The organism is Microbacterium sp. GCM10027623 (genome assembly GCF_042666935.1).
Classification (GTDB): Bacteria; Actinomycetota; Actinomycetes; order Actinomycetales; family Microbacteriaceae; genus Microbacterium.
In genome coordinates this window covers 434,530-460,650 of record NZ_JBHTHE010000002.1, presented here as the reverse complement: position 1 = coordinate 460,650, position 26,121 = coordinate 434,530, and the positions used below count along the sequence as shown (strand labels likewise).

Below are 26,121 nucleotides of genomic sequence, written 5' to 3'. Positions count from 1 at the left end.
GCCGGGCCCATCCCGCCGGGTGGGCCCGGCCCGCGCCGTGCGCACAGAACACCGGCGCACAGAACACAGGCGCGCAGAACACAGGCACGCAGAACACAGACAGAAGAGAGGAGAACGCATGGGCACGATCCTGGAGATGCGCGACATCACCAAGGAGTTCCCCGGCGTCAAGGCGCTGCAGAACGTCACGCTCGAAGTCGGGCGCGGCCAGGTGCACGCCATCTGCGGCGAGAACGGCGCCGGAAAGTCCACGCTCATGAAGGTGCTGTCCGGCGTCTACCCGCACGGGACGTACACGGGAGACATCGCGTTCGAGGGCGACGTGGTCCAGTACCGCGACATCCGCGACTCCGAGGCCGACGGCATCGTCATCATCCATCAGGAACTCGCCCTGAGCCCGTACCTGTCGATCGCCGAGAACATCTTCCTCGGCAACGAGCGTCAGCGCCACGGGATCATCGACTGGCGGGCGACCAACCTCGAGGCGAAGAAGCTGCTCGCGCGCGTCGGACTGGGAGACGACCCGTCCACGCCCGTGCGGGAGATCGGCGTCGGCAAGCAGCAGCTCGTCGAGATCGCCAAGGCCCTGTCCAAGGAGGTCAAGCTGCTCATCCTGGACGAGCCGACGGCGGCCCTCAACGACGACGACTCGGCGCACCTGCTCGATCTCATCCGGCACCTGAAGGGGCAGGGGATCACGTCGATCATCATCAGCCACAAGCTCAACGAGATCAAGGACATCGCCGACAAGGTCACGATCATCCGCGACGGGCGCACGATCGAGACCCTCGATCTGACCAGCGAGAACGTCAGCGAGGACCGGATCATCAAAGGCATGGTGGGCCGCGACCTCGCGCACCGCTACCCCGACCGGACCGTCGACCTCGGCGACGAGGTCTTCCGGATCGAGGACTGGTGGGTGCACCACGCCGCCGACCCGAACCGCGTCGTCATCCACGGCGCGAACCTGAACGTGCGCGCGGGCGAGGTGGTCGGCATCGCCGGTCTCATGGGCGCCGGCCGCACGGAACTGGGCATGAGCGTGTTCGGCCGCAGCTACGGGACGAACATCTCCGGCCGCGTGTTCGTGCGCGGCAGGGAGGTGCATCCCCGCACGGTGTCCGCCGCCATCGATGCGGGCATCGCCTATGCCACCGAAGACCGCAAGCAGTACGGGCTGAACCTCATCGAGGATGTGAAGCGCAACATCTCGGTCGCCGCACTCGGCAAGCTCGCCAGGGGCGGCTGGGTGAACGGCCGTGAGGAGGTCGTGGTCGCCGAGGGCTACCGCCGCAGCATGAACATCAAGGCACCCTCCGTGTCGTCCGTGGTCGGCAAGCTGTCCGGCGGCAATCAGCAGAAGGTCGTGCTGTCGAAGTGGCTGTTCGCCGATCCCGAGGTGCTGATCCTCGACGAGCCCACCCGCGGCATCGACGTCGGAGCGAAGTACGAGATCTACTCGCTCATCAATCGGCTCGCGGCCCAGGGCAAGGGCGTGATCGTGATCTCGTCGGAGCTGCCGGAACTGCTGGGCATCTGCGACCGCATCTACGCCCTCTCCGAGGGGCGCATCACCGGAGAGGTCGACATCGCCGATGCGACCCCCGAGATCCTCATGCAGTACATGACGAAGGAGAAGGAAGCCGACCATGTCCACGCGTAGCGAGACCGTGCCCAGATCGCGTGAGGTGATCTCCGTCCTGACGTCCCGGATGCGCCAGGTCGGCATCTTCCTGGCGCTGATCGCCATCGTCGCGTTCTTCCAGATCGTCACAGGCGGCAAGCTCCTCACCGCGGGCAACGTCGCCAACATCATCGTCCAGAACAGCTACATCCTGATCCTGGCGATCGGCATGGTGATGGTCATCATCGCCGGCCACATCGACCTCTCGGTCGGCTCGGTCGCGGCGTTCGTCGGCGCGATGTCCGGTGTGATGGTCGTGCACTGGGGCTGGCCGTGGTGGCTCGGCCTCATCGCCTCACTCCTCGTGGGCGCGCTGGTCGGCGCATGGCAGGGGTTCTGGGTGGCCGTCGTCGGCATCCCGGCCTTCATCGTCACCCTCGCCGGCATGCTGCTGTTCCGCGGGCTGACGCAGATGGTGCTGGGCAACACGCAGATCACACCGTTCCCGCAGGAGTACCGCCAGCTGGGCGGTGGCTATCTGTTCCCGGAGCTGTTCCCCGCGTCGAGCTCTCCGGTGGAGTGGATCACCTTCGGACTGGGTGTTCTCACGCTTGCACTGTTCGTCGGCTATGAGATCGGCGAACGATCGAAGCAGCGCAAGATGGGGCTCGAGGTGGAGGCCCGAACGTGGTTCCTCACCCGGCTGATCGGCGGCGCTGCGCTGATCGCATACCTGACCTACCTGCTGGGGATGGCGGACGGATCCCGTGGCACCCCGATCATGCTGATCGTGCTGGCGGTGCTGATCGTCGGGTACACGCTGGTGATGGGCCGCACGGTCTTCGGTCGGCACATCTACGCGATCGGCGGCAACCGGCATGCAGCCGACCTGTCCGGCATCAAGTCCCGCCGCATCGACTTCTGGCTGTTCGTCAACATGGGCGTGCTGTCCGCGCTGGCGGGACTGGTCTTCACCGGCCGGCTCAACTCCGCCGGCCCCGGGGCGGGAAACCTGTTCGAGCTGGATGCGATCGCCGCGGCGTTCATCGGCGGCGCGGCCGTGCAGGGCGGCGTCGGCAGGATCGTCGGCGCGATCACCGGTGGTCTGATCATGGGGGTGCTGAACAACGGCATGTCGCTGATGGGCGTGGGAACCGACTCCCAGCAGTTCATCAAGGGCATGGTGCTGCTGCTCGCGGTCGCCTTCGATGTCTGGAACAAGCGACGCCAGCGCACCTGAGTGCTGTCCGAGGAAGTGGCGGCGGCCGCGCGGTTCCGATCCGCGCGGCCGCCGTCGCCGTCGCGGAGGGCCGCGGTCGTCTCAGCGCACCGAGGACGCCCCCCCTGTTTGGTGGCAGGCGACTATCCCGATGCACTCCGAAGCTGGAATCGTCGAACCGTGGACACACTCCTGCGCGGCGGCCGCGTCATCGACCCTGGCACCGACACCGATGACATCCTCGACGTCCTGATCCTCGGCGACCGCATCGGCGCCGTCGGCCCCGAACTCGCCGCCCCGGCGGGCGCGACCGTCCTCGACGTCACCGGTCTCATCGTGGGTCCCGGCTTCATCGATCTGCACAGCCACGTCCTCTCCACGGCCGGCCATCGGCTGCAGGCCATGGACGGAGTGTCGACGACGCTGGAACTCGAAGCCGGCCTCATGCCCGTCACCCAGGCGATCGCGCAGGCCACCGACGAGGGACGGCCGCTGAACTTCGGCTTCTCCGCGTCCTGGACCCAGGCACGCGCACTCGCCCACATCGGGACGCTGCCGACTCCGGACGTGCACGCCTCCATGGATGTCCTCGCGGACCCGCGGTGGCAACGATCATCCCGTGCCTCCGAACGCCGCAGATGGCTGAGTCTGCTGGAGGAGGAACTGGCGGCGGGGGCACTCGGGATCGGCGTGCTGATGGGATACGCACCCGGGTCGGATCCCGACGAGTACCTCGACGTGGCACGCCTGGCGGCACAGGCTCGCACGCCCACGTTCACGCATGTCCGCGAGCTGATCGAAGCGAATCCTCACACGCCCGTCGACGGTTCCGAGGAGCTCATCCGGGCCGCGGCCGAGACCGGCGCGGCCATGCATCACTGCCATGTGAACAGCACGTCGCTCCGGCACATCGACCGCGTACTCGCCCACGTGGACCGCGCGCGAGCGGCCGGATCCCGGGTCACCGTCGAGGCGTATCCCTACGGAGCGGGCAGCACGGCGATCGGCGCCAGCTTCCTGGCTCCGGACAAGCTCCCGCGCCTCGGCATCGGCCCCTCATCGCTCGTGATGATGGAGACCGGTGAGCGGATCGCGGATGCGACACGACTGCGGAAGATCCGCCGCGAAGCTCCCGGCGCCGCCTGCATCGTCAACTGGCTGGACGAGTCGGACCCCTCCGACCGGGTGCACCTCCTGCGCTCCCTCGCCTTCCCCGGAGCGATCGTCGCCAGCGACGCGATGCCCGTGCTCTGGCCGTCGGGTGGCCCCGCACCTGCCGTCTACGAGCAGTCGGAGTGGCCGCTTCCGCCCGGCGGTCAGACGCATCCGCGCTCGGCGGGCACCTTCACGAAATCGATCCGGCTGATGGTGCGCGAGTCCGACTCCTGGACATGGTTGGAGGCGTTCCGCCGCTGCTCCTACCTGCCTGCCCGGGTGCTCGACGAGACCGCGCCGGGCATGCGCGCCAAGGGCCACCTCGGCGCGGGTGCCGACGCGGACGTCGTCGTGCTCGACCCCGCCACGATCACCGACCGGGCGACGTACGATGATCCGACCCGGCCGGCTGAGGGCGTGCGCCACCTGTTCGTGAACGGAACCGCGGTCGTCGACGACGGTCGCCTTCGCGTCGGCGCTCTCCCCGGCAGGGCCGTCCTGGGCCGCCCCTGATCCGCCGCCGGCACCCGCCCCGCCGCCGCGGCCGTCGCCGCCGTCACGCGGAGAGGATCTGCGCACCGGCGACCGGCCCGTGCACGTGCAGCGCCTCTCGTCCGGTGGCCCGCAGTTCTTCCTGCACGCTGCGCGCGGCCTCCGGCCCTGCTGTCAGGAAGGCGATCGTCGGACCGGAACCGGAGACGATGCCGGTCAGTGCGCCCATGCGCAGACCGTCCGTGAGGGCGAGCTCCAGATCGGGTCGGTCCAGCACCGCCGCCGCCTCCAGATCGTTCAGCATGACGGGCGCCAGTTCGCGGGCGTCCCCCGCTCGCAGCGCCTGCAGCAGGGCGATCGGGACCTCCAGCACACTCGTCGCGTCGTCCGCGAGCGCTTCGCCGTGCGCGCGCAGCTCATCCAGGCGCCCGTAGATCTCGGGCGTCGACAGCCCCTGCTCGCTGAGGACGAGCACCCAGTCGAAGCGTCCGCGCGCCAGGGCGGGCGTCAGCTCGTCACCGCGTCCTGTCCCGACTGCCGTGCCACCATGCAGCGAGAAGGGAACATCCGCACCGAGGCGGGCGGCGAGGTCGTGCAATCCGCGCGGACCGAGGTCGGTGCCCCAGAGCGCATCGCAGGCGACGAGGGTCGCGGCGGCGTCCGCGGAGCCGCCGCCCATCCCACCGGCGACCGGCACGCCCTTGCGGATGTCGAGGTGCACGCCGGCCGTGACGCCCGTGGTCTCCGCGAGCAGCTTCGCCGCCCGCAGGGCCAGGTTGCGGTCATCGAGCGGCACACCGGACACGTCGACGCTGCCCGCGATCTCCAGGGAGAACCCGTCCGACGGCGTCGCGTACACATCCTCGTAGAGGGACACGGCCTGGAAGACCGTCGCCAGCCCGTGATAGCCGTCCTCGCGGCGCGGCCCGACACCGAGGTAGACGTTGATCTTGCCCGGTGCGCGCACGTGCACGGCATCCGCGCGCCGTGCCATGCTCACGTCGGCTCCCTTTCCGGCTCCGCGCCGCCGGCGCCGAGCACCAGACGGATCACAGGTCGGAGGAGACCGACCACAGGTTCACGTCGATGCCGTGTGCGAGGGCGTCGATCGCGGTGAGCTCCTCATCGGAGAAGTCCGGCCCGTTCACCGCCTCGACGTTCTCGTCGATCTGCTCCGGCCGGGAAGCGCCGATCAGCGCGGAGACCACCACCGGGTCGCGCAGCGTCCACTGCAGCGCCATCTGAGCGAGACTCTGTCCGCGCTCGACCGCGATGTCGTTGAGGCCCCGCAGCACGGCCAGACCCTCCTCCGACAGCGGGCGATCCGACAGCGATCGACGCTTCTGCGCGCGCTGGGCGGTGCCGTCGGCGAGATACTTGTCCGTCAGCAGCCCCTGGGCGAGCGGAGTGAAGGCGATCGCTCCGATCCCCTCGCGGCGCAGGGTGTCGGTGAGCCCGTCCTCGACCCAGCGGTTCAGGATCGAATACGAGGGCTGGTGGATGACCAGCGGCGTCCCCAGGTCGCGTGCGACGGCCACCGCCGCTTCGGTGCGCTCGGCGCTGTACGAGGAGATGCCCACGTAGAGCGCCTTGCCCTGACGTACCAGCCTGTCGAGCGCACCGATGGTCTCCTCGACGGGGGTGACGGGGTCGACGCGGTGCGAATAGAAGACGTCCACGTACTCCAGGCCCATGCGGGTGAGCGACTGCTCCGCGCTGGCGAGGATGTACTTGCGGCTGCCGAGGTCTCCATACGGTCCCGGCCACATGTCGTAGCCGGCTTTCGACGAGATGATCAGCTCGTCGCGGTACGGGGCGAAGTCCTCGGCGAAGATTCGGCCGAAGTTCTTCTCGGCCGACCCGTACGGCGGACCGTAGTTGTTGGCCAGGTCGAAATGCGTGATGCCGCTGTCGAACGCGTGCCGCAGCAGGGCGCGCTGGTTGTCGAGAGGGATGTTGTCGCCGAAGTTCCACCACAGGCCCAGAGAGATCGGTGGCAGATACAGTCCGGAGGAGCCGACCTGGCGGTACGCGAACCGCTGGTAGCGGTCGGACGCGGCGGCGTAGGGACGGTGGAGTTCCGGGACGGCGGAGCGGAAGCGGGGTTCGGTCACGATGCCAGGCTAACCCACGCGGTCAGGCTGGAACGGGCGCGGCGAGCGCGATGCGATGGTAGTCGTCGACGCTGAGATCCTCACCACGGGCGGTCGGTGCGACCCCCGCGGACTCCAGAACCTCGGATGCGGCCGCAGAGCTGCCGAAGATGGCGGACAGCGCCTGACGCAGCATCTTTCTCCGCTGGTTGAACGCGGCGTCCACGATCGCGAACGTGCGGCGGCGCTCGTCCTCACTGCCCCTCGGCTCGACATCGCGGTGGAATCCGACGAGGAGGCTGTCCACATTCGGCACCGGCCAGAAAACCTGGCGGGAGACGGTACCGCGCAACTGCCACGGCCCGTACCAGGCGGCCTTCACGCTGGGCGTGCCGTAGATCTTGGATCCCGGCTTCGCGGCCAGACGCTCGGCCACCTCGGCCTGCACCATCACGACACCGCGCTGCAGGTTCGGGAAGGTCTCCAGAAAGTGCAGCAGCACCGGCACGGAGATGTTGTACGGCAGATTCGCGACCAGCACGGTCGGGTCGTTCGGCAGCTCGGTCACACGCATGGCATCCGCATCCACCACCGTCAGAGCGCCCTCGGCCACACCGCGCTCGGCCGCCGTCACCGGCAGCCTCTCGGCCAGGCGGTGGTCGATCTCGACGGCGGTGACGGATGCTCCGGCCTCGAGCACCCCGAGGGTCAGCGAGCCGAGTCCCGGGCCGATCTCGACGACCCGCTCCCCCGCCCGGACGTCGGCGGCCTGCACGATCTTGCGCACGGTGTTCGCGTCGACGACGAAGTTCTGCCCCAGCTTCTTGGTGGGGGTGACGTCGAGCTCGGCGGCGAGGCGGCGGATCTCGGTGGCGCCGAGCAGTGAGACGGTCATGCGTCCATTCTCGCGTATGTCCCTCTGCCGGATGTCCCCGTCCGCCCCTAGGATCGACCGGGTGACCGGATTGGGAGAGCTCATCGCGCCGCAGCGACTCGGTCGAGATTTCCGCTGGCTGATGTCGGCGGCGTGGACCAGCAACATCGGCGACGGGATCGCCCTGGCGGCCTCTCCGCTGCTGATCGCCTCGATGACCTCCTCGCCGATCCTTGTCGCCTCGGGCGCCATGCTGCAGTTCCTGCCGTGGCTGCTGTTCGGGCTGCACGCGGGCGCGATCGCCGACCGCGTCGAGCGGCGGATGCTGGTGATGCTGGCGCACGGCATCCGTGCGATCGTCGTGCTGGCGCTGGTGGCGTTCCTCGTGACCGGCACCGCGAACATCATGATCGTGCTGGCCGTCTCCTTCCTCTACGGGACGGCCGAGGTGTTCGCCGACACCACCAGCAGCACGCTGCTGCCGATGATGGTGAGGCCCGCCGATCTCGGCATCGGCAACGCCCGGCTCCAGGCCGGCTTCCTGGTTGCGAATCAGCTGGCGGGCCCGCCACTGGGCGCGTTCCTGTTCGCGGTGGGCACGTTCTGGCCGTTCCTCGCGCAGGTGCTCGCCGTCTCGGTCGCACTGGTGCTCATCTCGCGGATCGCACGGCAGCCGGTTCCCGCGCGCACCTCGACAGGCGCCGACCCGCAGGCGCAGAGGCACCGGCCGGTTCGCCGCGACATCGCCGAGGGGGTCCGCTGGGCCTGGCACAACAAGCCGGTGCGCACCCTCATCATCATCATCCTCGCGTTCAACGTCACCTGGGCGGCGCCCTGGGCCATCCTCGTGCTGTACGCCACCGAGCACCTCGGAATGGGTCCGGTCGGTTTCGGGGCGCTGACCACGGCATCGGCGATCGGCGGCTTGGCGGCGACCCTGAGCTTCGGCTGGCTCGAACGGCACGTGTCCTTCGCCACGCTGATGAAGGTGTGCCTGTCGCTGGAGGTGCTCATGCATCTGTCCTTCGCGCTGACCACGAGCGGCACGGTCGCGCTCGTGATCATGTTCGGCTTCGGCGCCTACGCGTTCGTGTGGGGCACGATCTCCACCACGGTGCGTCAGCGCCTGGTGCCGCACGACCTGCAGGGGCGGGTCGGGTCGGTGAACATGGTCGGCGTGTTCGGCGGCATGGTCATCGGTCAGGCGCTCGGCGGCGTGATCGCGCAGACCTGGGGGCTCACGGCACCGTGGTGGTTCGCGTTCGGCGGCGCGGCGCTCACCCTGCTGCTGATGTGGCGGCAGATCTCGCACATCGCCGCGGCGAAGCCGGTGCTCCAGGAGGAGAACCCCGCCGCGTGAGCGCGGACCGATGATCGGCGATCGCACAGAACGGCTCGATAGGCTCGCGACCTGCGGCGACGGAAGGGGCTGAGCGGCATGATCGTCGACATCATCGTGGTCGTGCTCCTCGTCGTCGCCCTCGTCGCCGGCCTGCAGCGCGGGCTGCTCACCGGACTGGGCTCGGTCCTCGGGCTCGTCGGCGGAGGCGTCGCGGCGTTCTGGCTCATGCCGCTGGTGAGCGGCTGGGTGCCGTGGCAGGGCTGGCGCACGGTCGCCGTGATCGTCGCGGGTGTGGCGCTGCTCGCGCTCGGCCTGACGATCGGCGAGGGCATCGGCGCGCTGATGCGCCGTGGCGTCGATCGGACGCGCCTGCGCGGCGTGGAGCGCCTCCTCGGCGGTGTCGTCAACGTCGTGGCGGCCGCGCTCACACTGATGCTCGTCGCTCCCACCGTCGCCTCCATGACTCCACCCGCGGTGTCGACCTCGATCACCTCGTCCCGTGTGCTGCAGGAGCTGGATCGACTCACCCCCGCGCCCGTGAACGAACTGATGGCACAGGTGCGCACGGCCGTCCTGAGCGGCGGCGTTCCCGAGCTGAGGCTGCTGCTGGACTCCGGCTCCACGACGCCCCAGCCGTCGGTGTCCCTGGACGACCCGGATCTGCAGGCCGCCGCCGCGTCCGTCGCCCGCATCTCGGGGACCGCCTACGCCTGCGGTGTGGGCTCGTCCGGAACAGGTTTCGTCATCGCACCGGATCGGGTGGTGACCAATGCGCACGTCGTCGCCGGGGTCGACAATCCGGTCGTGGAGCTGCCGGGCAGGGGCGCGCGGGAAGGACGGATCGTCTACTTCGATCCGATCGACGACCTTGCCGTGATCGCCGTCGACGATCTGCGCGGCACCCCGCTGAAGGTGGCCCCGGTGCTGCCGGCGGGGGCGGCAGCGGCGATCGAGGGATATCCGTACGGCGGACCGTTCCGCAGCGTCACCGCGGGTGTGCTGTCGGTGGGCACCGCGCAGGTGCCGGACATCTACGACCGCTCCAGCGCCCCGCGCGACGTGTACGCGCTCGACGCCCAGGTGGTGCCCGGCAACTCCGGCGGCCCGCTGCTGGCGGAGGACGGCACCGTCGTCGGCGTGGTGTTCGCGCGCGGTACCGACCGGGCGGACCGCGGCTATGCGATGACCAGCACCGAGCTCACGCCGGTGGTCGACGGCGCAGAGCGGATGGATGCGGCCGTGCCATCCGGCCAGTGCGCCGGTTGACCGGCTGACCGCCGCTCAGTCGAACGTTCCGTACACGGCGACGGTGTTCGCCGCGAGCTGCCGGCACAGCTCGTCCAGCTCGACGTCCAGCTCGGCGGCCATGAAGCGCACGGTGAGCGGCACCAGGTACGGCGCGTTCGGGCGTCCGCGCAGCGGCACGGGTGTCAGGAAGGGGGCATCCGTCTCGACGAGAATGCGATCCAGCGGCGTCACGCGCAGCGCATCGCGCAGATTCTGAGCGTTCTTGAACGTGAGGTTGCCGGCGAAGGAGAGCCAGTACCCGGCATCCGCCGCGACGCGCGCCATCGCCTCATCCCCGGAGAAGCAGTGGAAAACCGTCCGCTCCGGAGCGCCGACCCTGGCGAGGGTCTCCAGGACGTCGTCATGGGCGTCGCGATCGTGGATCTGCATGGCGATGCCGTGCTTCTTCGCCAGCGCGATATGCGCCTCGAACGATTCGTGCTGGGCGGGGCGGCCCGATTCGTCGGTGCGGAAGTAGTCCAGGCCGGTCTCCCCGATCGCGCGGGTGCGCGGGTGCGCGGCGAGCTCGTCGATCACCCCGATGGCCTCGTCCAGGCGTCCGTCGGCGGCGTAGATGGGTGCGTCGTTGGGGTGGATCGCGACGGCCGCGAGCACGCGATCGTCGGACGCCGCCGCCTCCACCGCCCAGCGGGAGGCCTCGATGTCGCCCGACGCCTGCACCACCCCGGCGATCCCGACGGCCTCGGCCCGGTCGAGCTGCTCGCGCAGGCTGAGCGGTTCGACGCCGTCGGTGATCTCCAGGTGGCAGTGGTTGTCGTAGACCGGGACGGTGAGCGGCTCAGGAGCCGCCGGATAGCTCAGATCCTTGCGCCCTGCGGTGGAGCGCTCGCGCACGTAGGTCTCGGTCATGGCGGTACGACTCAGGCGGTCTGCTCCACGCGCGGGAACAGAGGCGCGAGCGCGGTGACGGTCGTGCCGGGCTGGAGGATTCCCCACGCGCCCGCCTCGCGGATCGGCTGCGCGGCGAGCGCACCCAGCGAGACCTCGACGCCGAGCGCGTTCCAGAGCGTGGCCGTGGAGTGCGGCATCACCGGCGACAGCAGCACGGCGAGCGCCCTCAGGCCCTCGGCACAGGTGTACAGCACCGTGCCCAGGCGGGCGCGCGCCCCCTCGTCTCCGGCGTCGGCCTGCTTGGCCAGCGCCCACGGCTCGTTGTCGGTGATGTAGCCGTTCAGCTCGTCGACGATCGTCCAGATGGCGTGGATGGCCTCGTCGATGCGGAACACGTCCATCGCGGCATCCGCACGGGTCACGGCATCCGCCGCGGTCTTCTGGATCGCGAGATCCTGCTCGGTGTACGCGGCCGGTGCCGGCACCACCCCGTCGAAGTACTTCGCGATCATCGCGACGGTGCGCGACGCGAGGTTGCCGAAGCCGTTCGCGAGCTCGGCCTGGTACCGGGCCGAGAGGTCCTCCCAGGAGAACGAACCGTCCTGGCCGAACGCGATGGCCGACAGGAAGTAGAACCGGTAGGCGTCCGATCCGAACACGTCGGTGATCTCGGTCGGCGCGATGCCGGTGAGCTTGGACTTGGACATCTTCTCGCCGCCGACCAGCAGCCAGCCGTGCGCGAAGACGCCCTGGGGCACCTCCAGACCGGCGGCCATCAGCATCGCCGGCCAGATCACCGCGTGGAAGCGCAGGATGTCCTTGCCGACCACATGGTACGCGGGCCAGCGACGATCGAAGTTCTCCTGGTCCTCGCCGTAGCCGACCGCAGTGGCGTAGTTCAGCAGCGCGTCGACCCACACGTAGATGACGTGCGACTCGTCCCAGGGCAGCGGGATGCCCCAGTCGAACGCCGACCGGGAGATCGACAGATCCTTCAGCCCCTGGCTGACGAACGAGACGACCTCGTTGCGCGCGGAGTCAGGGCGCACGAAATCGGGCTGCGTCCTGTAGAGCTCGAGCAGCCGGTCCTGGAACTCGCTGAGCTTGAAGAAGTAGTTCTTCTCCTGCAGCAGCTCCAGCGGCTTGGAGTGGATCGCGCACACCTTCAGCCCTTCGAAGGGTCCGGTGCCGTCGAGGATCTCCGACTCGGGCTTGAACTCCTCGCAGCCCACGCAGTACAGCGCCTCGTACTCGCCGGCGTAGATGTAGCCGCGGTCGTAGATCGCCTGCACGAACTTCTTCACACGCTCCTCGTGCCGCTCCTGCGTGGTGCGGATGAAGTCGTCGTTGGCCACGTCGAGCGTCTTCAACAGCGGGAACCACGCCTCGCTCACCAGCTTGTCCACCCACTCCTGCGGGGTGACGTTGTTGGCGGCGGCGGCGCGGAGCATCTTCTGGCCGTGCTCGTCGGTGCCCGTCAGCATCCAGGTGTCATCACCGGACTGGCGGTGCCAGCGCGCGAGAGTGTCCACGGCGACGGTCGTGTAGCCGTGGCCGATGTGCGGCACGTCGCTGGGATAGTAGATCGGCGTGGTGATGTAGAACGATTCGCCTGCGGGCATGCTCTCGATTCTAGGCGGGAACGAAGGAGGCTTCTGCTTCGTGACCTGGGCGGAGGAGCTCAGCCCGAGGTGCCGGGGCGGACCCGCACCGCCGTCACGGCAGCGTGCGGGCGGGAGCTGGCCTCGCCGGGGATGCGGAGACGGGACGCGGATGCCGTCGGCGCGAAGCCTGCCTCGACCAGCAGCTCGGTCATCGCATCCGGGGTCCAGAAGTAGGCGGTGGTGATGGCGTGGGCGAACGGCTCACGCGGGACGCCCTCGAAGAACCCGATCAGGATGCTGCCACCGGGAGCGAGCACGCGGGCGAACTCGGCGAGCACCGCCGGCGATCTCCTCGCGATCGGCGTCCGCCAGCTGCCCCACGTCACCGGCGAGCTCGATGTACTCCGCGGCCGCGCATCATACGCACGCCCGATCAGGGGATCCGTCATGTCAGCGGGCGGCGAGGGCGGCCTGGTAGAGGTCTCGGGACGACAGGCCGGTGGCGGCGGCGACCTCGGCGCAGGCTTCCTTGAGGCGCGTGCCCGAGGCCACCAGGCGCTGCACCTGTGCGAGGGCGTCGTCGGCGGAGACCGAGACGGGCTCCGCGCCGGAGACCACCACGACGATCTCGCCCTTCACACCGTGCTCGGCCCATTCCACCAGTTCGGATGCCGTACCGCGGCGCACCTCTTCATAGAGCTTGGTCAGCTCACGGCACACGGCGATGCGTCGCTCGTGACCGAAGGCGGCACCCATGTCGGCCAGCGACGACGCCAGCCGCGCAGGCGACTCGAAGAAGACCATCGTGCGCGGCTCGGACGCCAGCATCCGCAACGTCTGTCGCCGGTCGCCGGGCCTGCGCGGCACGAAGCCCTCGAACGTGAACCGGTCGGTCGGCAGGCCCGAGATGGCGAGCGCCATGAGCACGGCACTGGGCCCGGGGATCGCCGTCACGGTCACCCCGCGCTCGACGGCCGCGGCGACCAGGCCGTAGCCCGGATCGCTGACGGCCGGCATCCCTGCGTCGCTGACCACGACGACGTCCTGCTCCGCCGCGAGCTCGGCGAGCTCGGCGGCCTTGTGCTTCTCGTTGTGATCGTGCAGCGCGATCAGCCGCGGCCGGTTGGCGATCTTCAGCGCCTGCAGCAGCCGCTGGGTGGTGCGGGTGTCCTCGGCGGCGACGACCTCCGCGTTCTCGAGCACCTCGATCAACCGCCGCGACGCGTCGCCGAGATTGCCGATCGGGGTCGCCGCGAGGATGATCACCCGACCAGCTTAGGCGCGGGCCCCACCGCCGAATTGCCTAGGCTGAGCAGGTGACAACGCCCGCCTCGCCGCCGCCTCCACTGGATGACAGGCCGACGCTCTGGGAGCGCCTGCAGCACGGGGCTGCCGCTGACCCCGCCATGGCTCGGCTTCTGGCCTGGGCGGCACCGGCGCTGATCACCCTTCTCGCAGCCGCACTGCGTCTGGTGAACCTCGCGCATCCCCACCAGATCATGTTCGACGAGACCTACTACGTGAAGGACTCGTGGTCGCTGTGGAACTTCGGCTACGAGGCGAAGTGGGGCGACGGCGCGGACACGCAGCTGCTCACCGGCGACGACTCGGCGATGCAGACCGCCGGTTCCTTCGTGGTGCACCCGCCGCTGGGCAAGTGGATCATCGCCCTCGGCATGGCCGCGACGAGTCCCGACTCGAGCTTCGGCTGGCGGGTGACCACGGCGATCCTCGGCGCCCTGACGGTGCTGCTGGTCTACCTCGTCGCCCTGCAGCTGACGCGCTCGCGCCCGGTGGCGTTCATCGCCGGAGGGCTGCTCGCCATCGACGGTCTGGGAATCGTCATGAGCCGCATCGCCCTGCTCGACGGCATCCTCACCTTCTTCATCCTGCTGGGAGTGCTCTTCGTCCTGCGGGACCGACAGCGCACGATCCCGCTCTTCGACGCGATCGGCGAGCGCGACGACGACGCGCCCCCGCGCATGGCCGGTCCGGTGCTGTGGGCCCGGCCGTGGCTGGTCGCCGCGGGCATCGCGCTCGGCGCCGCATCCGCGGTGAAATGGTCCGGCCTGTACGCGCTCGCCGTCTTCGGCCTGTACGTGGTGATCACCGACGCCCTGGCACGGCGGAGAGCGGGGATCGCCCTGTGGCCCACGGATGCCGTGTTCCGCCAGGGCCCGGTCTCCTTCCTGCTGCTGGTCGGTCCCGCGCTGCTCACCTACCTCGCGTCGTGGACGGGCTGGCTGTTCACCGCCGGCGGATACGACCGGCAGTCGGATGCGAACCCGCTGATCGCCCTGTGGAAGTACCACGAGTCCATCCTCGGATTCCACGTCGGACTGGCCAGCCCGCATCCGTACGCCAGCCCCGCCTGGCAGTGGCCGCTGCTGCTGCGCCCCACCGCGATGTGGGTCGGCGACGATCCGGCACCGTGCGGCACGGACCACTGCATCGCCGTGATCTCATCGGTCCCGAACCCGATGATCTGGTACGCGAGCGTCGCCGCAGCCGTGTATCTGCTGTACCGGCTCGTGCGCGGGCTCATCCACCGGATGCCGGTCGGGCCCGAGCTCACCTTCCCGCTGGTCGGACTGATCGCGACCTACGTGCCGTGGCTGCTGGTCGGCAACCGCACGATCTTCCAGTTCTACACGATCACGATGGTGCCGTTCCTCGTGATCGGACTGGCGGTCGCGCTGCGCGAACTCGCCGGGCGCGCACCCGCCCCACGGCATCGGCGGCAGTCCGGTCAGCGCACGGTCGCCGTCTATCTGAGCGTGGTCGTGCTGGTCTCGGCGTTCTTCTATCCGGTGTGGACGGGCATGAGCGTGCCCTACGAGTTCTGGCTCGTCCACAACTGGCTCCCGGGCTGGATCTGACCCGCGGACCGCCTGGGTTCAGTGCTCGACCGGTGCACCCTTCCGGCGTCCCTCTTCGAGGGTGACGCGCTTGCCCAGCATCCGTCCCACGCCGAGCACGATGCCGACGACGATCAGCCCGAGGATGAGGCCGGCCACCGCCGAGATCAGCGTCTCCCCCACCCAGGCGATCACGGCGCCGAGCGGTGCGAGCAGGTCGTGCACCCCGTGCAGCAGATCCGCCGGCCACGACGGGCCGACGACGCCGACGTTCACCATCACGAGGTGCCCGCCGACCCACAGCATCGCCACCGTGCCGATGACGCTGATCACGCGGAAGACGGCAGGCATCGACCGCACGATCCGGGTGCCGGCATGCCGCACCCGCCGCACCGGGTTCTTCGCCATCTGCAGCCCGATGTCGTCGATCTTCACCAGCAGCGCGACGGCGCCGTAGACGGCGGCCGTCATGAGCGCGGCGATCACGGCGAGCACGCCCAGTGTCTGCCAGATGCCCAGCCCTTCGTCCAGGCTCGCCAGCGAGATGAGCATGATCTCGGTGGAGAGGATCAGGTCGGTGCGGATGGCGCCCCAGACGAGGCGGTTCTCGTCCCGCTCGCCCTCCTCGTCGTGACCGTGACCGAATCCGAACCACTCCAGCACCTTCTCCGCACCCTCGAAGCACAGGTATGTCCCGCCGAGGATCAGCAGGTACGGCAGCACCCACGGTGCGAAGGCGGTGAGCACCAGCGCGACGGGGATGATGATGAGGAACTTGTTCACCAGGGAACCCAGCGCGATCTTGCCGACGACCGGCAGCTCTCGCGCCGGAGTGAGTCCCTGCACGTACTGGGGCGTGACGGCGGCGTCGTCGATGACGACCCCCGCGGCCTTGGCGGACGCTTTCATGGCCGCACTGAGGATGTCATCGACGACGGCGAGCAGGCCAACGGACATGCGGTCCCCCGGGGATCGTTTCGTGAGTGGCGGCGAGGTCCGCCGGTTCGTGTCGTAACGCTACTGGATCAGAGCGTGGATTCCCGGTCAGCGTCGCCCCGAGCCTCGGGGAATCCGCGACGCCCGCCGCACGCGCGGAACGGTGGGAGGGGCGTGCGGTCAGCGGGAGGAGATCAGCTGACGGGGATCGCTCACCGGCAGCAGGCAGACGAAGTCGCGGCAGTCGTAGACGACGCCGTCGGTGGCGCCCTTGCCCTCGAAGAGCGCGAAGCCGTTCTCCGCGAACGCGCGGGCCTGGTCCGGTGTGACGACGACGACCGCATCGGCATCCGCCTTCCGTGCGGCATCCGCCAGCTCCCCCGAGCGGGACGAGACGACCGCGACGACCTGTCGCGGCGCCTGCGCGAGACCCGCCGCGACGCGCAGCACGGCTCCGTAGGCGATCGGATGCTGCAGGGCGCGCCCCACGACGCCCGCCACCAGCTGCTCGGCCCGCGCACGATGCGCCTCGCCCGCGCCCAGCCACCAGGCGGTGAGATGGGCGGATGCCAGAGCCGACGGCCCGGACGGCAGATCGCCGTCGCCGTCGTTCGCCGCCGGCACGATCCGCTGCGCGGCCAGCACCGGGTCCTCGAGGGCACGGGAGCCCAGCACCTCGAGGGCCTGCCGGGCCCACGCGACATCGCCGGTGGCGAGAGCGAGCGCGAACAGCCCGTCGGCCAGCAGACCCAGGTCGGCCGTCGTCGCGACCGCCGTGGCGGCCACGCCGTCGAGGGAGGAGCGCAGCAGTTCACCGGTCTCGGCGCGGTTCACGCCGAGCACGTGCGCGGCTGCGGCTGCCGCGGCATCGACCCACTCCGGCTCCCCCAGCCGGGCCCCGGCGCGGGCGAGCGCACCGATGGCCAGACCGTTCCATCCGGTCAGCACCTTGCCGTCCACGGCCGGTGGCTCCAGCCCGGAGCGCCCCTCGGCGTCCCGGCGGTAGTACCCGCCCTCGTCGCGCACCCCGTCGATCCACGACTCCGAGTCCTGGGCGGAGCCGAATGCTCCGCCCTCGCGGCGCAGCACGTGCAGAAGGAAGTCGGCGATCCCCCGCGCGATGTCCTTCTGCCCGGCGTCGACCGCGACATCCAGCAGCTGGGCGTTGTCGATCAGCATCCGCTCGTAGTGCGGCACGGTCCAGTCACGCCGCGTGGCGTAGCGGAAGAATCCGCCCTCGACCGCGTCGCGCAGCGGGGAGGCGGACATCGCCGTGAGCGCGCGGGCGACCGCATCGGCTCCGTGCACCAGGGGATGCTGCAGGAACCGCAGCGTCGTGGCCATCGGGAACTTCGGCGCTCCGCCGAATCCCCCGAACTCGCGGTCCTCGCGTTCGGAGATCGAGGCCGCCGCCGCACGCAGCGCGTCCGCGTCCGGGAGCGCGGATTCCTCGGAGCGGGTGGCGCCGCGCAGTGCGTCGGCGACCGCGCCGGCGGAGGCGAGCACCTCGCTGCGCCGCTCCGTCCAGGCCTCCCGCACCGCTGTCAGGACATCCCGGAACGCGGGGGTGCCGCCCCGCGCCTGCGGAGGCCAGTAGGTGCCGGCGTAGAACGCATCGCCGTGCGGGGTGGTGAACACCGTCAGCGGCCAGCCCAGGTTCTGCGTGAACGCGGATGCCGACGCCATGAACGCGGCGTCGACCTCCGGATGCTCCTCACGGTCGATCTTCACCGCGACGAAGTCCCCGTTGATCTGCGCGGCGGTCGCGGGGTCGGAGAAGGACTCCCGCGCCATCACGTGACACCAGTGGCAGGTGGAGTAGCCGATCGAGATCATCAGGGGCACCTCGCGACGACGTGCCTCCTCGAACGCCTCCGCACTCCACGGCCACCAGTCCACCGGATTGTCGGCGTGCGCGCGCAGGTAGGGACTGAGGGTGTCGGCGAGCCGGTTGGTCATGGCACCCACCGTACGCCGCAGGTGACGGGCGCGGGCGGCTCAGCGGGCGGATCAGAAGGCGGCGAGGGCTCGGGGGTCCGCCACCGACGCATAGCCGACCAGCGGGAGCGCGCGCTCGGCCGCGAGCGAGATCCGAGACTGCAGCGCCGGCGCCGACACCTCGTAGCCGTCGAAGTCGGTGTTGCTCGCGTAGACGCCGATCGGCAGGGTGAGAGCCTGGAAGAAGGCGAACAGCGGCCGCAGCTGGTGCTCGATGATCAGCGCGTGCCGCTCGCCCCCGCCGGTCGCCGCGAGCAGGACAGGTTTTCCGACCAGGGCGTACTGGCCGATGAAGTCGAAGAGGTGCTTGAAGAGCCCGGTGAACGACGCCCGATACACGGGACTGCCGACGATGAGCAGGTCCGCCTCCTCGACGGCGCGCAGCTGCTCCTCGACGGCGGCCGGTAGATCGTCGCGGCGCAGGGCGCCCGCCAGACCGGGTCCGATCTGGGTGAGCTCGATCACGTGGACCTCGACGTCGATCCGCTCCGCGACGGCCGCGGCGATGGCGCGCAGCAGAGCCGTGGTCTTGCTGGGCTCGTGCAGGGATCCGGACACGGCGACGACGCGGTAGGGAGCTGGCATGCCTTCGACGGTACTGAGCACGACGCCCCGCGTCACGGGAAGTGAAACGGGGCGTCATGCGGCGGAATCCGGCGACACGTTCGCGTCGCCGGCTCCTGGTCAGTTCACGTCGTTCGGGTGCGAGCCCACGCGCCCCGAGCCGTCCTGGGGGTCCAGTGCGTCGATGGCGGACATCTGGGCATCGTCGAGCTCGAAGCCGAACACGTCGAGGTTCTCGCGCATGCGCTCGGCGTGCACGGACTTCGGGAACACGATGAAGCCCTTCTGCAGGTGCCAGCGCAGCACGACCTGGGCCGGGGTACGGCCGGTGGCGGCGGCAGCGGAGGCGACCGCGTCCGTGCCGAACAGGTCGTACTTGCCCTGGCCCAGCGGGCCCCAGGACTCGATGAGCACGCCGTGGGCGGCGGCCCACTGGGTGATGTCGCGCTGCTGATACGCCGGGTGCAGCTCGATCTGATTCACGGCAGGGACGACACCGGTCGCCTCGACGATGCGTTCCAGGTGCGGGACGAGGTGGTTGGAAACGCCGATCGAGCGGGCCAATCCGCGCTCGCGGATGCCGATCATCTTCTCCCACGCATGCAGGTAGTCGTCCTTGGCAGGGGTCGGCCAGTGCACCAGGTACAGGTCGATCTGCTCCAGCCCGAGCTTGTCGAGGCTCTCGGCGACGGCCTTGTCGGGCTCGTCGTCGTGGTGACGGTCGTTCCACAGCTTGGTGGTGATGAACAGCTCGGAGCGGTCGATGCCGCTCTTCGCGATGGCGGCGCCCACGCCCTCCTCGTTGCCGTAGATGGCGGCCGTGTCGATGTGACGGTAGCCGGCCTCGAGCGCCTGGCTGACCGCCCGTTCGGCCTCATCGGCCGGCACCAGGAAGACACCGTAGCCGAGTTGGGGGATGCTGTGTCCGTCGTTGAGTTCAAGAGTGGGGATCGTCATTCCTCCAGCGTAGATGTTGTCATGACAGGATCGGCGGAGGCAGTTCCTGAGACGCCCACACTCACGTCTCCAGCCGACTGTCGATCGCGATCGCGCGTCTCCGCGCTGGGCGCCCGTCATCGCCGCGCAATGCCCGACGACGGGCGTCGTACGATGGAGGGCTATGTCTTCGCCCGTCATCGTCTTTCCCCCTGAGCTGCCGGTCAGTGCCGCGCGGGAGGAGATCGCCGACGCCATCCGCCGGCACCAGGTCGTGATCGTCGCGGGCGCCACGGGATCGGGCAAGACCACCCAGCTGCCGAAGATCTGCCTGGAGCTGGGCCGGGAGCGCATCGCGCACACGCAGCCGCGCCGCCTGGCCGCCCGCACGATCGCCGAGCGCGTCGCGGAGGAGCTGCAGGTCGAACTGGGCGATCTGGTCGGCTACAAGGTGCGCTTCACCGACCAGGTGTCCGAGGCCACCCGCATCGCCCTGATGACCGACGGCATCCTGCTCAACGAGATCCATCGTGACCGCCTGCTGCGCCGCTACGACACGATCATCATCGACGAGGCGCACGAGCGTTCGCTGAACGTGGACTTCCTGCTCGGCTATCTGCACCGGATCCTGCCCGAGAGGCCGGACCTGAAGGTCATCATCACCTCCGCCACCATCGATCCGCAGAGCTTCGCGGAGCATTTCGCGTCGGCGGACGGCGAACCGGCGCCGATCATCGAGGTGTCGGGGCGCACCTACCCGGTCGAGATCCGGTACCGGCCGTTGGTGGACGAGTCCACAACTCCGGAGGAATCCACGGCAGGCTCGCATCGGCCCGCCGCAGGACGCGGTTCGACGAGGAATCTCCGGAGTTCCGAACGCGGCGGCGCCGATCCCGACGACGAGGTCACCGGAATCGTCGCCGCTCTGCGGGAGTTGGACCGCGAGGCGCCGGGCGACGTGCTGGTGTTCCTGCCCGGCGAGGCCGAGATCCGCGATGCCGCGGAGGCCGTCCGCAGCGCCTACCGATCGTCGAGGGCGCCGGTGGAGGTGCTGCCGCTGTACGGCAGGCTCTCGGCGGCCGAGCAGCACCGGGTGTTCGAGCGCCCTTCGACAGGCCCGGGAACCCATCGTCTGGCGCGCCGCGTCGTGCTCGCCACGAACGTCGCGGAGACCAGCCTCACCGTGCCGGGCATCAAGTACGTCATCGACACAGGCACCGCCCGCATCTCGCGGTACAGCGCGCGCTCGAAGGTGCAGCGCCTGCCGATCGAGGCCGTGTCGCAGGCATCTGCGAATCAGCGGTCCGGGCGCGCCGGACGCACCAGCGACGGCATCGCGATCCGCCTGTACGGCGAGGACGACTTCGCGGCACGTCCGGAGTACACCGAGCCCGAGATCCTGCGCACCTCACTGGCATCCGTGGTGCTGCAGATGCTCTCGCTCGGCTTCGGCGACATCACCGAGTACCCGTTCCTCACTCCCCCGGATTCGCGCGGCGTGAAGTCCGCTCTCGAACTGCTCACGGAGATCGGCGCCGTGGAGCTCACCCGAGGCGCCCAGCCGCGGCTCACGCGCATCGGCCGGGACATCTCGCGGATGCCGATGGACCCGCGCTTCGCCCGGATGCTGGTCGAGGCCTCGGCCTCCGGAACCGCAGTGCTGGCCGATGTGATGCCCATCGTCGCCGGGCTGTCCATCCAGGATGTGCGGGAGCGTCCCTCCGCGGATGCCCCGCAGTCCGTGCGCGACGAGGCGGACCGCTCGCATGCGCGCTTCGTCGATCCCACCAGCGACTTCCTGACCCTGCTGAATCTGTGGAATCACCTGCGCGAGAAGCAGAAGGAGCTCGGCTCCAGCGCCTTCCGACGGATGTGCCGCAGCGAGCACCTGAATTACGTGCGCGTGCGGGAATGGTTCGATGTGCACCGCCAGCTCAAGTCGCTGGTGAAGACGTCGAGGTCCGGCGACCGCCCCGCGGGCACCGGAGCGACCGACGCGGATACCCTGCATCGGGCGATCCTCGCCGGGCTGCTCTCGCAGATCGGGATCCTCGACGAGCGGACGGCGGCGGCGTCGCAGAACAAGAACAAGGCGAAGGGCGAGAAGCGCCGCATCGCGGAGTACCGCGGCGCGCGCGGCATCCGCTTCTCGATCTTCCCGGGTTCCGGGTTGCGCAAGAAGGCCCCGCAGGCCGTGATGGCCGCCGAGATCGTGGAGACGTCGCGGATGTTCGCGCGCACCGTCGCCGCGATCGACCCGGCATGGGCGGAGGCGCTGGCGGGCGATCTCGCCAAGCGCCAGGTGTCGGAGCCGCACTGGTCGAAGGACGCGGGCGCGGCCGTCGCCTACGAGAAGGTGACGCTGTTCGGCGTGGAGATCATCCCCAAGCGGCGCATCCAGTTCGCGCGCATCGACCGGGCCGGCGCCCGCGAGCTATTCCTGCGGCACGCGCTGGTCGAGGGCGAGTGGGATCCCTCGCGCATCGACAAGCGGGTCAGCGCGTTCTGGCGTGCCAATGCCGAGCTGCGCCGTCGGCTGGAGAAGCTCGAGGAGCGCGAGCGCCGCCGCGACATCCTCGCCGGCGACGAGTCGGTGTTCGCGTTCTACGACGAGCGCATCCCGCACGAGGTGTTCGACGTGCGCTCCTTCGAGAGGTGGTGGCGGGACGCCCTCGCGGTCACGCCCAAGCTGCTCGTCATGCGTGAGAGCGACCTCATCGAGGATGACGGGCGCGCTGACCAGTCCGAGTTCCCGACCCGGTGGACCCAGGGCGATCAGGTGCTGGGCCTGGCGTACCGTTTCGAGCCCGGTGCGGAGGACGACGGTGTGAGCGTGGTGCTCCCCCTGGCCCTGCTGCAGCAGGTGCGCGACACCGGCTTCGACTGGCAGGTGCCCGGACTCCGCGACGAGCTCATCACCGCACTGCTGCGTGCCCTGCCCAAGGCCATCCGCCGCCATGTGGTGCCTGCGGCGGATTGGGCCGCGAAGTTCGGCGAGCAGATCGCCGACGGCGGCCCCGAGAACCACGGCGGCATGCCGGAGCGCTCCCTGAAGGAGGCGCTCGCGCGGCTCGTCCAGCCGCTCGCGAATCAGCCGGTCTCGGCATCGGACTTCGATGATGAGCGGGTTCCCGGCCACCTGCGAATGAACTTCCGCGCGGTGGACGAGCGAGGGCGCGTGGCCGACTCCGACCGTGACCTCGCGACGCTGCAGCAGCGACTGTCGGACCGCTCGCGCCAGAGCGTGGCGCGCTCGATCGCGCAGCCGGACGCGCCGTCGAAGGGACGCCGACCGGATGCCGCCGCGGTCGCCGCAGCATCTGCTCGCGGCCCGATCGAGCGCGACGGGCTCACGGAGTGGAGCTTCGGCGAGCTGCCCGAGGTGCTCGACACGAAGGTCGCCGGCGGCGTGGTGCGCGGGTACCCCGCGATCGTCGACCGCGGTGCGACCGTGTCGGTGCGGCTGGAGGCGACCGCGGATGCAGCGGCAGCCGCCACCCGCGACGGTGTGCTGCGCCTCGTGCTGTTGAACGTCCCCTCGCCCGCCTCGTACGTGCAGAACCACCTGACGTCGGCCGAGAAGCTGGCCCTCGCGGCATCGCCCTACCAGAACGTCGCGGCGTTGATCGAGGATGCCCGCACCGCCGTGGTTCGCGGCCTGATCGACGAGGCGACGGGCGGGTCCCTCATCCGCACCGAGGCCGAGTTCCGACGGGTGCGGGATGCGGTGAACGCCGCGCTCGTCGACAGCCTGTTCGCGTGCGTGTCTCTCCTCGCCCGCATTTTGACCCGGAGCCGTGACGTGGAGCGCGGTATCAAATCGCAGAACTCCCTCGCTCTGCTCGGCCCGCTGAACGACATCCGCTCGCAGCTGGGGGGTCTGATCCGCCCGGGGTTCATCTCGCAGACCGGCGTGGAGCGGATGGCGCACCTGCCGCGGTACCTGGACGGCATGGTCGAACGCCTGAAGACCCTCGCGAATGAACCGGGCAAGGACCGGACGCGGATGACGGAGTTCGAGCGGATGGCGAAGGCGTTCGAGGATGCCGGGGGCAGCATCCCGCTGCCGAAGGACGCCCCCCGAGTGCTCGTGGAGGTGCGCTGGCTGCTGGAGGAGTACCGGGTCAGCGTGTTCGCACAGCGCCTCGGCACCGCGCAGCCGGTCTCGCCGCAACGCATCATGAAGGCTCTCTCGGCGCGCTGAGGGGGCTAGCCTGGGGCCATGGCTCGTGCGATCGTCCACACTGAAATCGGCTCCCCTGACGTTCTCCGCCTGGTGGAGGTGCCCGACCCCGTCGCCGGTCCCGGCGAGGTGGTCGTGCAGATCGAAGCCGCGGGGGTGAACCCCGTCGACGTCAAGCAGCGCGCGGGCATCCGTCCTCTGCCCCCGATCACCGAGCCGCGTCATGTCGGCTTCGACGGGGCGGGCACGATCACCTCGGTGGGCGAGGGCGTCAGCGGGTTCGCGGTCGGCGATCGTGTCGCGATCGGCGACACGCGCGGAACCTACGCCACGGCTCTGCGCGTGCCGGTGCGCAACCTCACGCTGCTGCTCGACGGCGTCACGGCCGCGGAGGGCGCCGCCCTCAGCATTCCCGTCGGCACCGCGTATCAGTCGCTGCGCTCGCTCGGCGTGCGCAAGGGAGACACGCTGCTCATCCACGCCGGCTCCGGAGCCGTCGGGCAGGCCGCCGTGCAGTTTGCCAAGCTGTGGGGGGCGACCGTGATCGCGACCGCGAGCCCGCAGCGGCATGAACAGGTCCGGGCGCTCGGCGCCATCCCGATCGCTTACGGCGAGGGTCTGTCCGACCGCGTGCGCGAAGCCGCACCGCAGGGGGTGGACGTCGCACTGGACTGCGCGGGCACGGACGAGGCCATCCGCACTTCACTCGAGCTGGTCGCCGACCGCGAGCGGATCGCGACGATCGTCCGCGGTCCGGATGCCGCCGAATTCGGCATCCGTGCGTTCTCCGGCGGCAGCCCGGTTCCGCTCTCGGAGCAGGAGCAGGAGTGGCGGCGCGAAGCGGTGGGCGTCGCGATCAACCTGATCGAGGCGGGCGACTTCCAGATCGAACTCGGCCCGGAGCTGCCGCTCGCCGAGGCCGCGCGCGCACACGAGCTGATCGAGCAGAACGCCGCCGACGGCAAGATCATCCTCCGACCGTGACCGCCCGGTCCTCGGGGACGCGATCCCAGCGCTGGGACCACTGCACGAGCGGGCTGAGCACGGCGATCAGGTCGGCACCGGCGGGCGTCAGACGGTAGAAGATCTGCACCGGCACCGAGGGGACCACATTGCGGGCGACCAGACCGTGGGATTCCAGTTCGCGCAGGCGCGCGGCCAGCAGCCGGTCCGAGAGGCCGTCCACGGACGCGACGATCTTCGAGAAGCGGTCGGCACCGCGTGACAGCGCCAGCAGGATCGCCGCGTTCCACTTCTTGCCCGCGAGTTCCGCCGATCGTCGGAAGGCGCGGCACTGCTCGTCATCGATGTGCTGAGCATCCATCTTCTTCTCCTCGTCGCGCACGGCTGTGAGCCCGTTGCACTACTCACTTATAGTAAGCAGGTTACCACCGGTTCGCGCTGGTCGGCTCTGTCATCCACGCTGGTCTCATGGGCGGAGACGAGAGAGGAGCCGCAATGATGACGATTGCCGTTCTGGGAGTCGGGCGAGTCGGGTCGGCGGTGGCGCGCACGGCGATCCGTGCGGGCCACGAGGTGCTGGTAGCCGGATCGGGTGCTGCGGAGGACATCGCGCTGCTCACCCGGATCGTGATGCCCGGCGCGGTCGCGGCGACGGCCGAGGCGGCGATTCGTGCGGCGGACATCGTCGTGCTCGCGGTGCCGCTGCACAAGCATCGCTCGGTGGACCCCGCTCCCCTGGCCGGCAAGGTGGTCATCGACGCCATGAACTGGTGGACGCCCGTCGACGGCTCCCGCGAGAACCGCGATCAGGACGACACGCGCACCAGTGAGGTCGTCGCGCAGCACTTCGACGGCTCCCGCCTCGTCAAGTCCCTCAACCACATCGGCTACCACGAGCTCGAGGAGCATGGCCGGCCTGCGGGCGCACCGGGACGGAGGGCGCTCGCGATCGCCAGTGACGACGAGGCAGCCGCGGAACGGGTCGCCGAGATGCTCGACACCTTCGGCTTCGACGCGGTCTACGCAGGCCCTCTCGATCGCGGCTGCTTCTTCGGACCCGGCACCCGCATCTTCAACAGCAGCCTCACCAGAGCGCAGCTCGAGGCGACGCTCCCGACCCTTCAACCCACTCGCTGACATC

Annotated in this window: 21 protein-coding genes; 9 read left to right on the top strand and 12 right to left on the bottom strand. The window is 69.8% G+C overall.

Going from position 1 to position 26,121, the window contains the following annotated elements:
- Nucleotides 1–118 precede the first annotated feature (118 nt).
- The 3 genes from mmsA (at nt 119) to ACFQY2_RS09515 (ending at nt 4,511) form a co-directional block, all read left to right on the top strand.
- Nucleotides 119–1,663, top strand: a complete 1,545-nt coding sequence (mmsA, locus tag ACFQY2_RS09525; protein WP_378745535.1) for a multiple monosaccharide ABC transporter ATP-binding protein — start codon at nt 119–121, stop codon at nt 1,661–1,663.
- Nucleotides 1,650–2,864 (top strand): multiple monosaccharide ABC transporter permease, encoded by a 1,215-nt coding sequence (gene mmsB, locus ACFQY2_RS09520; protein ID WP_378745534.1) that lies wholly within the window; start codon nt 1,650–1,652, stop codon nt 2,862–2,864. Before mmsA ends, mmsB begins: the two co-directional genes overlap by 14 nt.
- Nucleotides 2,865–3,023: 159 nt before the next feature.
- Nucleotides 3,024–4,511, top strand: a complete 1,488-nt coding sequence (locus ACFQY2_RS09515; protein ID WP_378745533.1) for an amidohydrolase family protein — start codon at nt 3,024–3,026, stop codon at nt 4,509–4,511.
- Between the two features lie 43 nt (nt 4,512–4,554).
- Here the strand turns inward: ACFQY2_RS09515 and ACFQY2_RS09510 are convergent, their stop codons facing one another.
- From ACFQY2_RS09510 to rsmA, 3 genes are read right to left on the bottom strand one after another with little or no spacing between them, the layout of a single operon-like run.
- A complete protein-coding gene (locus tag ACFQY2_RS09510; protein ID WP_378746150.1) occupies nt 4,555–5,484 on the bottom strand; it encodes a 4-(cytidine 5'-diphospho)-2-C-methyl-D-erythritol kinase in 930 nt (309 codons plus the stop codon).
- A gap of 55 nt (nt 5,485–5,539) precedes the next feature.
- Complete coding sequence (mgrA, locus tag ACFQY2_RS09505) at nt 5,540–6,607, bottom strand: L-glyceraldehyde 3-phosphate reductase (RefSeq protein WP_378746149.1); 1,068 nt, start codon at nt 6,605–6,607, stop codon at nt 5,540–5,542.
- 19 nt (nt 6,608–6,626) lie between these two features.
- Complete coding sequence (gene rsmA, locus ACFQY2_RS09500) at nt 6,627–7,478, bottom strand: 16S rRNA (adenine(1518)-N(6)/adenine(1519)-N(6))-dimethyltransferase RsmA (protein ID WP_378745532.1); 852 nt, start codon at nt 7,476–7,478, stop codon at nt 6,627–6,629.
- Nucleotides 7,479–7,539: 61 nt separating this feature from the next.
- Between rsmA and ACFQY2_RS09495 the strand changes: the two genes are divergently transcribed.
- Nucleotides 7,540–8,817 carry an MFS transporter gene (locus tag ACFQY2_RS09495; RefSeq protein WP_378745530.1) on the top strand — a complete coding sequence of 426 codons (1,278 nt, stop codon included), beginning with the start codon at nt 7,540–7,542 and terminating at the stop codon, nt 8,815–8,817.
- Nucleotides 8,818–8,895: 78 nt separating this feature from the next.
- Complete coding sequence (locus ACFQY2_RS09490) at nt 8,896–10,065, top strand: MarP family serine protease (protein ID WP_378745529.1); 1,170 nt, start codon at nt 8,896–8,898, stop codon at nt 10,063–10,065.
- A 15-nt stretch (nt 10,066–10,080) separates the two neighbouring features.
- Here ACFQY2_RS09490 and ACFQY2_RS09485 read toward each other — a convergent pair whose 3' ends face one another.
- From ACFQY2_RS09485 to rsmI, 4 genes are all read right to left on the bottom strand, one after another.
- The gene (locus tag ACFQY2_RS09485; RefSeq protein WP_378745527.1) at nt 10,081–10,956 is read right to left on the bottom strand and encodes a TatD family hydrolase; all 876 of its coding nucleotides are present in this window, start codon (nt 10,954–10,956) and stop codon (nt 10,081–10,083) included.
- Nucleotides 10,957–10,967: 11 nt separating this feature from the next.
- Nucleotides 10,968–12,560, bottom strand: coding sequence for a methionine--tRNA ligase (gene metG / locus ACFQY2_RS09480; RefSeq protein ID WP_378745526.1), 1,593 nt, complete (start codon nt 12,558–12,560; stop codon nt 10,968–10,970).
- A 59-nt stretch (nt 12,561–12,619) separates the two neighbouring features.
- Nucleotides 12,620–12,880 (bottom strand): hypothetical protein, encoded by a 261-nt coding sequence (locus ACFQY2_RS09475; protein ID WP_378745525.1) that lies wholly within the window; start codon nt 12,878–12,880, stop codon nt 12,620–12,622.
- Between the two features lie 112 nt (nt 12,881–12,992).
- On the bottom strand, nt 12,993–13,808 hold the full coding sequence (gene rsmI / locus ACFQY2_RS09470; protein ID WP_378745524.1) for a 16S rRNA (cytidine(1402)-2'-O)-methyltransferase: 816 nt from the start codon (nt 13,806–13,808) through the stop codon (nt 12,993–12,995).
- 50 nt (nt 13,809–13,858) lie between these two features.
- Between rsmI and ACFQY2_RS09465 the strand changes: the two genes are divergently transcribed.
- Nucleotides 13,859–15,421 carry a dolichyl-phosphate-mannose--protein mannosyltransferase gene (locus ACFQY2_RS09465; protein ID WP_378745522.1) on the top strand — a complete coding sequence of 521 codons (1,563 nt, stop codon included), beginning with the start codon at nt 13,859–13,861 and terminating at the stop codon, nt 15,419–15,421.
- A gap of 18 nt (nt 15,422–15,439) precedes the next feature.
- Here the strand turns inward: ACFQY2_RS09465 and ACFQY2_RS09460 are convergent, their stop codons facing one another.
- The 4 genes from ACFQY2_RS09460 to ACFQY2_RS09445 form a co-directional block, all read right to left on the bottom strand.
- Nucleotides 15,440–16,357, bottom strand: a complete 918-nt coding sequence (locus tag ACFQY2_RS09460) for a DUF808 domain-containing protein (protein ID WP_378745521.1) — start codon at nt 16,355–16,357, stop codon at nt 15,440–15,442.
- Between the two features lie 159 nt (nt 16,358–16,516).
- A complete protein-coding gene (locus tag ACFQY2_RS09455) occupies nt 16,517–18,295 on the bottom strand; it encodes a thioredoxin domain-containing protein (protein ID WP_378745520.1) in 1,779 nt (592 codons plus the stop codon).
- Between the two features lie 51 nt (nt 18,296–18,346).
- Nucleotides 18,347–18,919: an FMN reductase gene (msuE, locus tag ACFQY2_RS09450; protein ID WP_378745519.1), complete on the bottom strand. Its 573-nt coding sequence runs from the start codon at nt 18,917–18,919 to the stop codon at nt 18,347–18,349.
- Nucleotides 18,920–19,018: 99 nt separating this feature from the next.
- A complete protein-coding gene (locus tag ACFQY2_RS09445; protein WP_378745518.1) occupies nt 19,019–19,855 on the bottom strand; it encodes an aldo/keto reductase in 837 nt (278 codons plus the stop codon).
- A 46-nt stretch (nt 19,856–19,901) separates the two neighbouring features.
- Between ACFQY2_RS09445 and hrpA the strand changes: the two genes are divergently transcribed.
- The gene (hrpA, locus tag ACFQY2_RS09440; protein WP_378746148.1) at nt 19,902–24,038 is read left to right on the top strand and encodes an ATP-dependent RNA helicase HrpA; all 4,137 of its coding nucleotides are present in this window, start codon (nt 19,902–19,904) and stop codon (nt 24,036–24,038) included.
- Between the two features lie 18 nt (nt 24,039–24,056).
- On the top strand, nt 24,057–25,001 hold the full coding sequence (locus tag ACFQY2_RS09435) for a zinc-binding alcohol dehydrogenase family protein (RefSeq protein ID WP_378745517.1): 945 nt from the start codon (nt 24,057–24,059) through the stop codon (nt 24,999–25,001).
- Here ACFQY2_RS09435 and ACFQY2_RS09430 read toward each other — a convergent pair.
- Nucleotides 24,985–25,341: a winged helix-turn-helix transcriptional regulator gene (locus ACFQY2_RS09430; RefSeq protein ID WP_378745516.1), complete on the bottom strand. Its 357-nt coding sequence runs from the start codon at nt 25,339–25,341 to the stop codon at nt 24,985–24,987. The genes ACFQY2_RS09435 and ACFQY2_RS09430 overlap by 17 nt on opposite strands.
- A 134-nt stretch (nt 25,342–25,475) precedes the next feature.
- Here ACFQY2_RS09430 and ACFQY2_RS09425 point away from each other — a divergent pair, with 134 nt between their 5' ends.
- Complete coding sequence (locus ACFQY2_RS09425) at nt 25,476–26,117, top strand: NADPH-dependent F420 reductase (RefSeq protein WP_378745515.1); 642 nt, start codon at nt 25,476–25,478, stop codon at nt 26,115–26,117.
- Nucleotides 26,118–26,121 lie beyond the last annotated feature (4 nt).

Coding starts and splice junctions, on each gene's coding strand:
- mmsA (WP_378745535.1), top strand. CDS start 119: ATGGGCACGATCCTGGAGATGCGCGACATCACCAAGGAGTTCCCCGGC.
- mmsB (WP_378745534.1), top strand. CDS start 1,650: ATGTCCACGCGTAGCGAGACCGTGCCCAGATCGCGTGAGGTGATCTCC.
- ACFQY2_RS09510 (WP_378746150.1), bottom strand. CDS start 5,484: ATGGCACGGCGCGCGGATGCCGTGCACGTGCGCGCACCGGGCAAGATC.
- rsmA (WP_378745532.1), bottom strand. CDS start 7,478: ATGACCGTCTCACTGCTCGGCGCCACCGAGATCCGCCGCCTCGCCGCC.
- ACFQY2_RS09490 (WP_378745529.1), top strand. CDS start 8,896: ATGATCGTCGACATCATCGTGGTCGTGCTCCTCGTCGTCGCCCTCGTC.
- ACFQY2_RS09485 (WP_378745527.1), bottom strand. CDS start 10,956: ATGACCGAGACCTACGTGCGCGAGCGCTCCACCGCAGGGCGCAAGGAT.
- metG (WP_378745526.1), bottom strand. CDS start 12,560: ATGCCCGCAGGCGAATCGTTCTACATCACCACGCCGATCTACTATCCC.
- ACFQY2_RS09460 (WP_378745521.1), bottom strand. CDS start 16,357: ATGTCCGTTGGCCTGCTCGCCGTCGTCGATGACATCCTCAGTGCGGCC.
- ACFQY2_RS09455 (WP_378745520.1), bottom strand. CDS start 18,295: ATGACCAACCGGCTCGCCGACACCCTCAGTCCCTACCTGCGCGCGCAC.
- msuE (WP_378745519.1), bottom strand. CDS start 18,919: ATGCCAGCTCCCTACCGCGTCGTCGCCGTGTCCGGATCCCTGCACGAG.
- ACFQY2_RS09445 (WP_378745518.1), bottom strand. CDS start 19,855: ATGACGATCCCCACTCTTGAACTCAACGACGGACACAGCATCCCCCAA.
- ACFQY2_RS09435 (WP_378745517.1), top strand. CDS start 24,057: ATGGCTCGTGCGATCGTCCACACTGAAATCGGCTCCCCTGACGTTCTC.
- ACFQY2_RS09430 (WP_378745516.1), bottom strand. CDS start 25,341: ATGGATGCTCAGCACATCGATGACGAGCAGTGCCGCGCCTTCCGACGA.
- ACFQY2_RS09425 (WP_378745515.1), top strand. CDS start 25,476: ATGATGACGATTGCCGTTCTGGGAGTCGGGCGAGTCGGGTCGGCGGTG.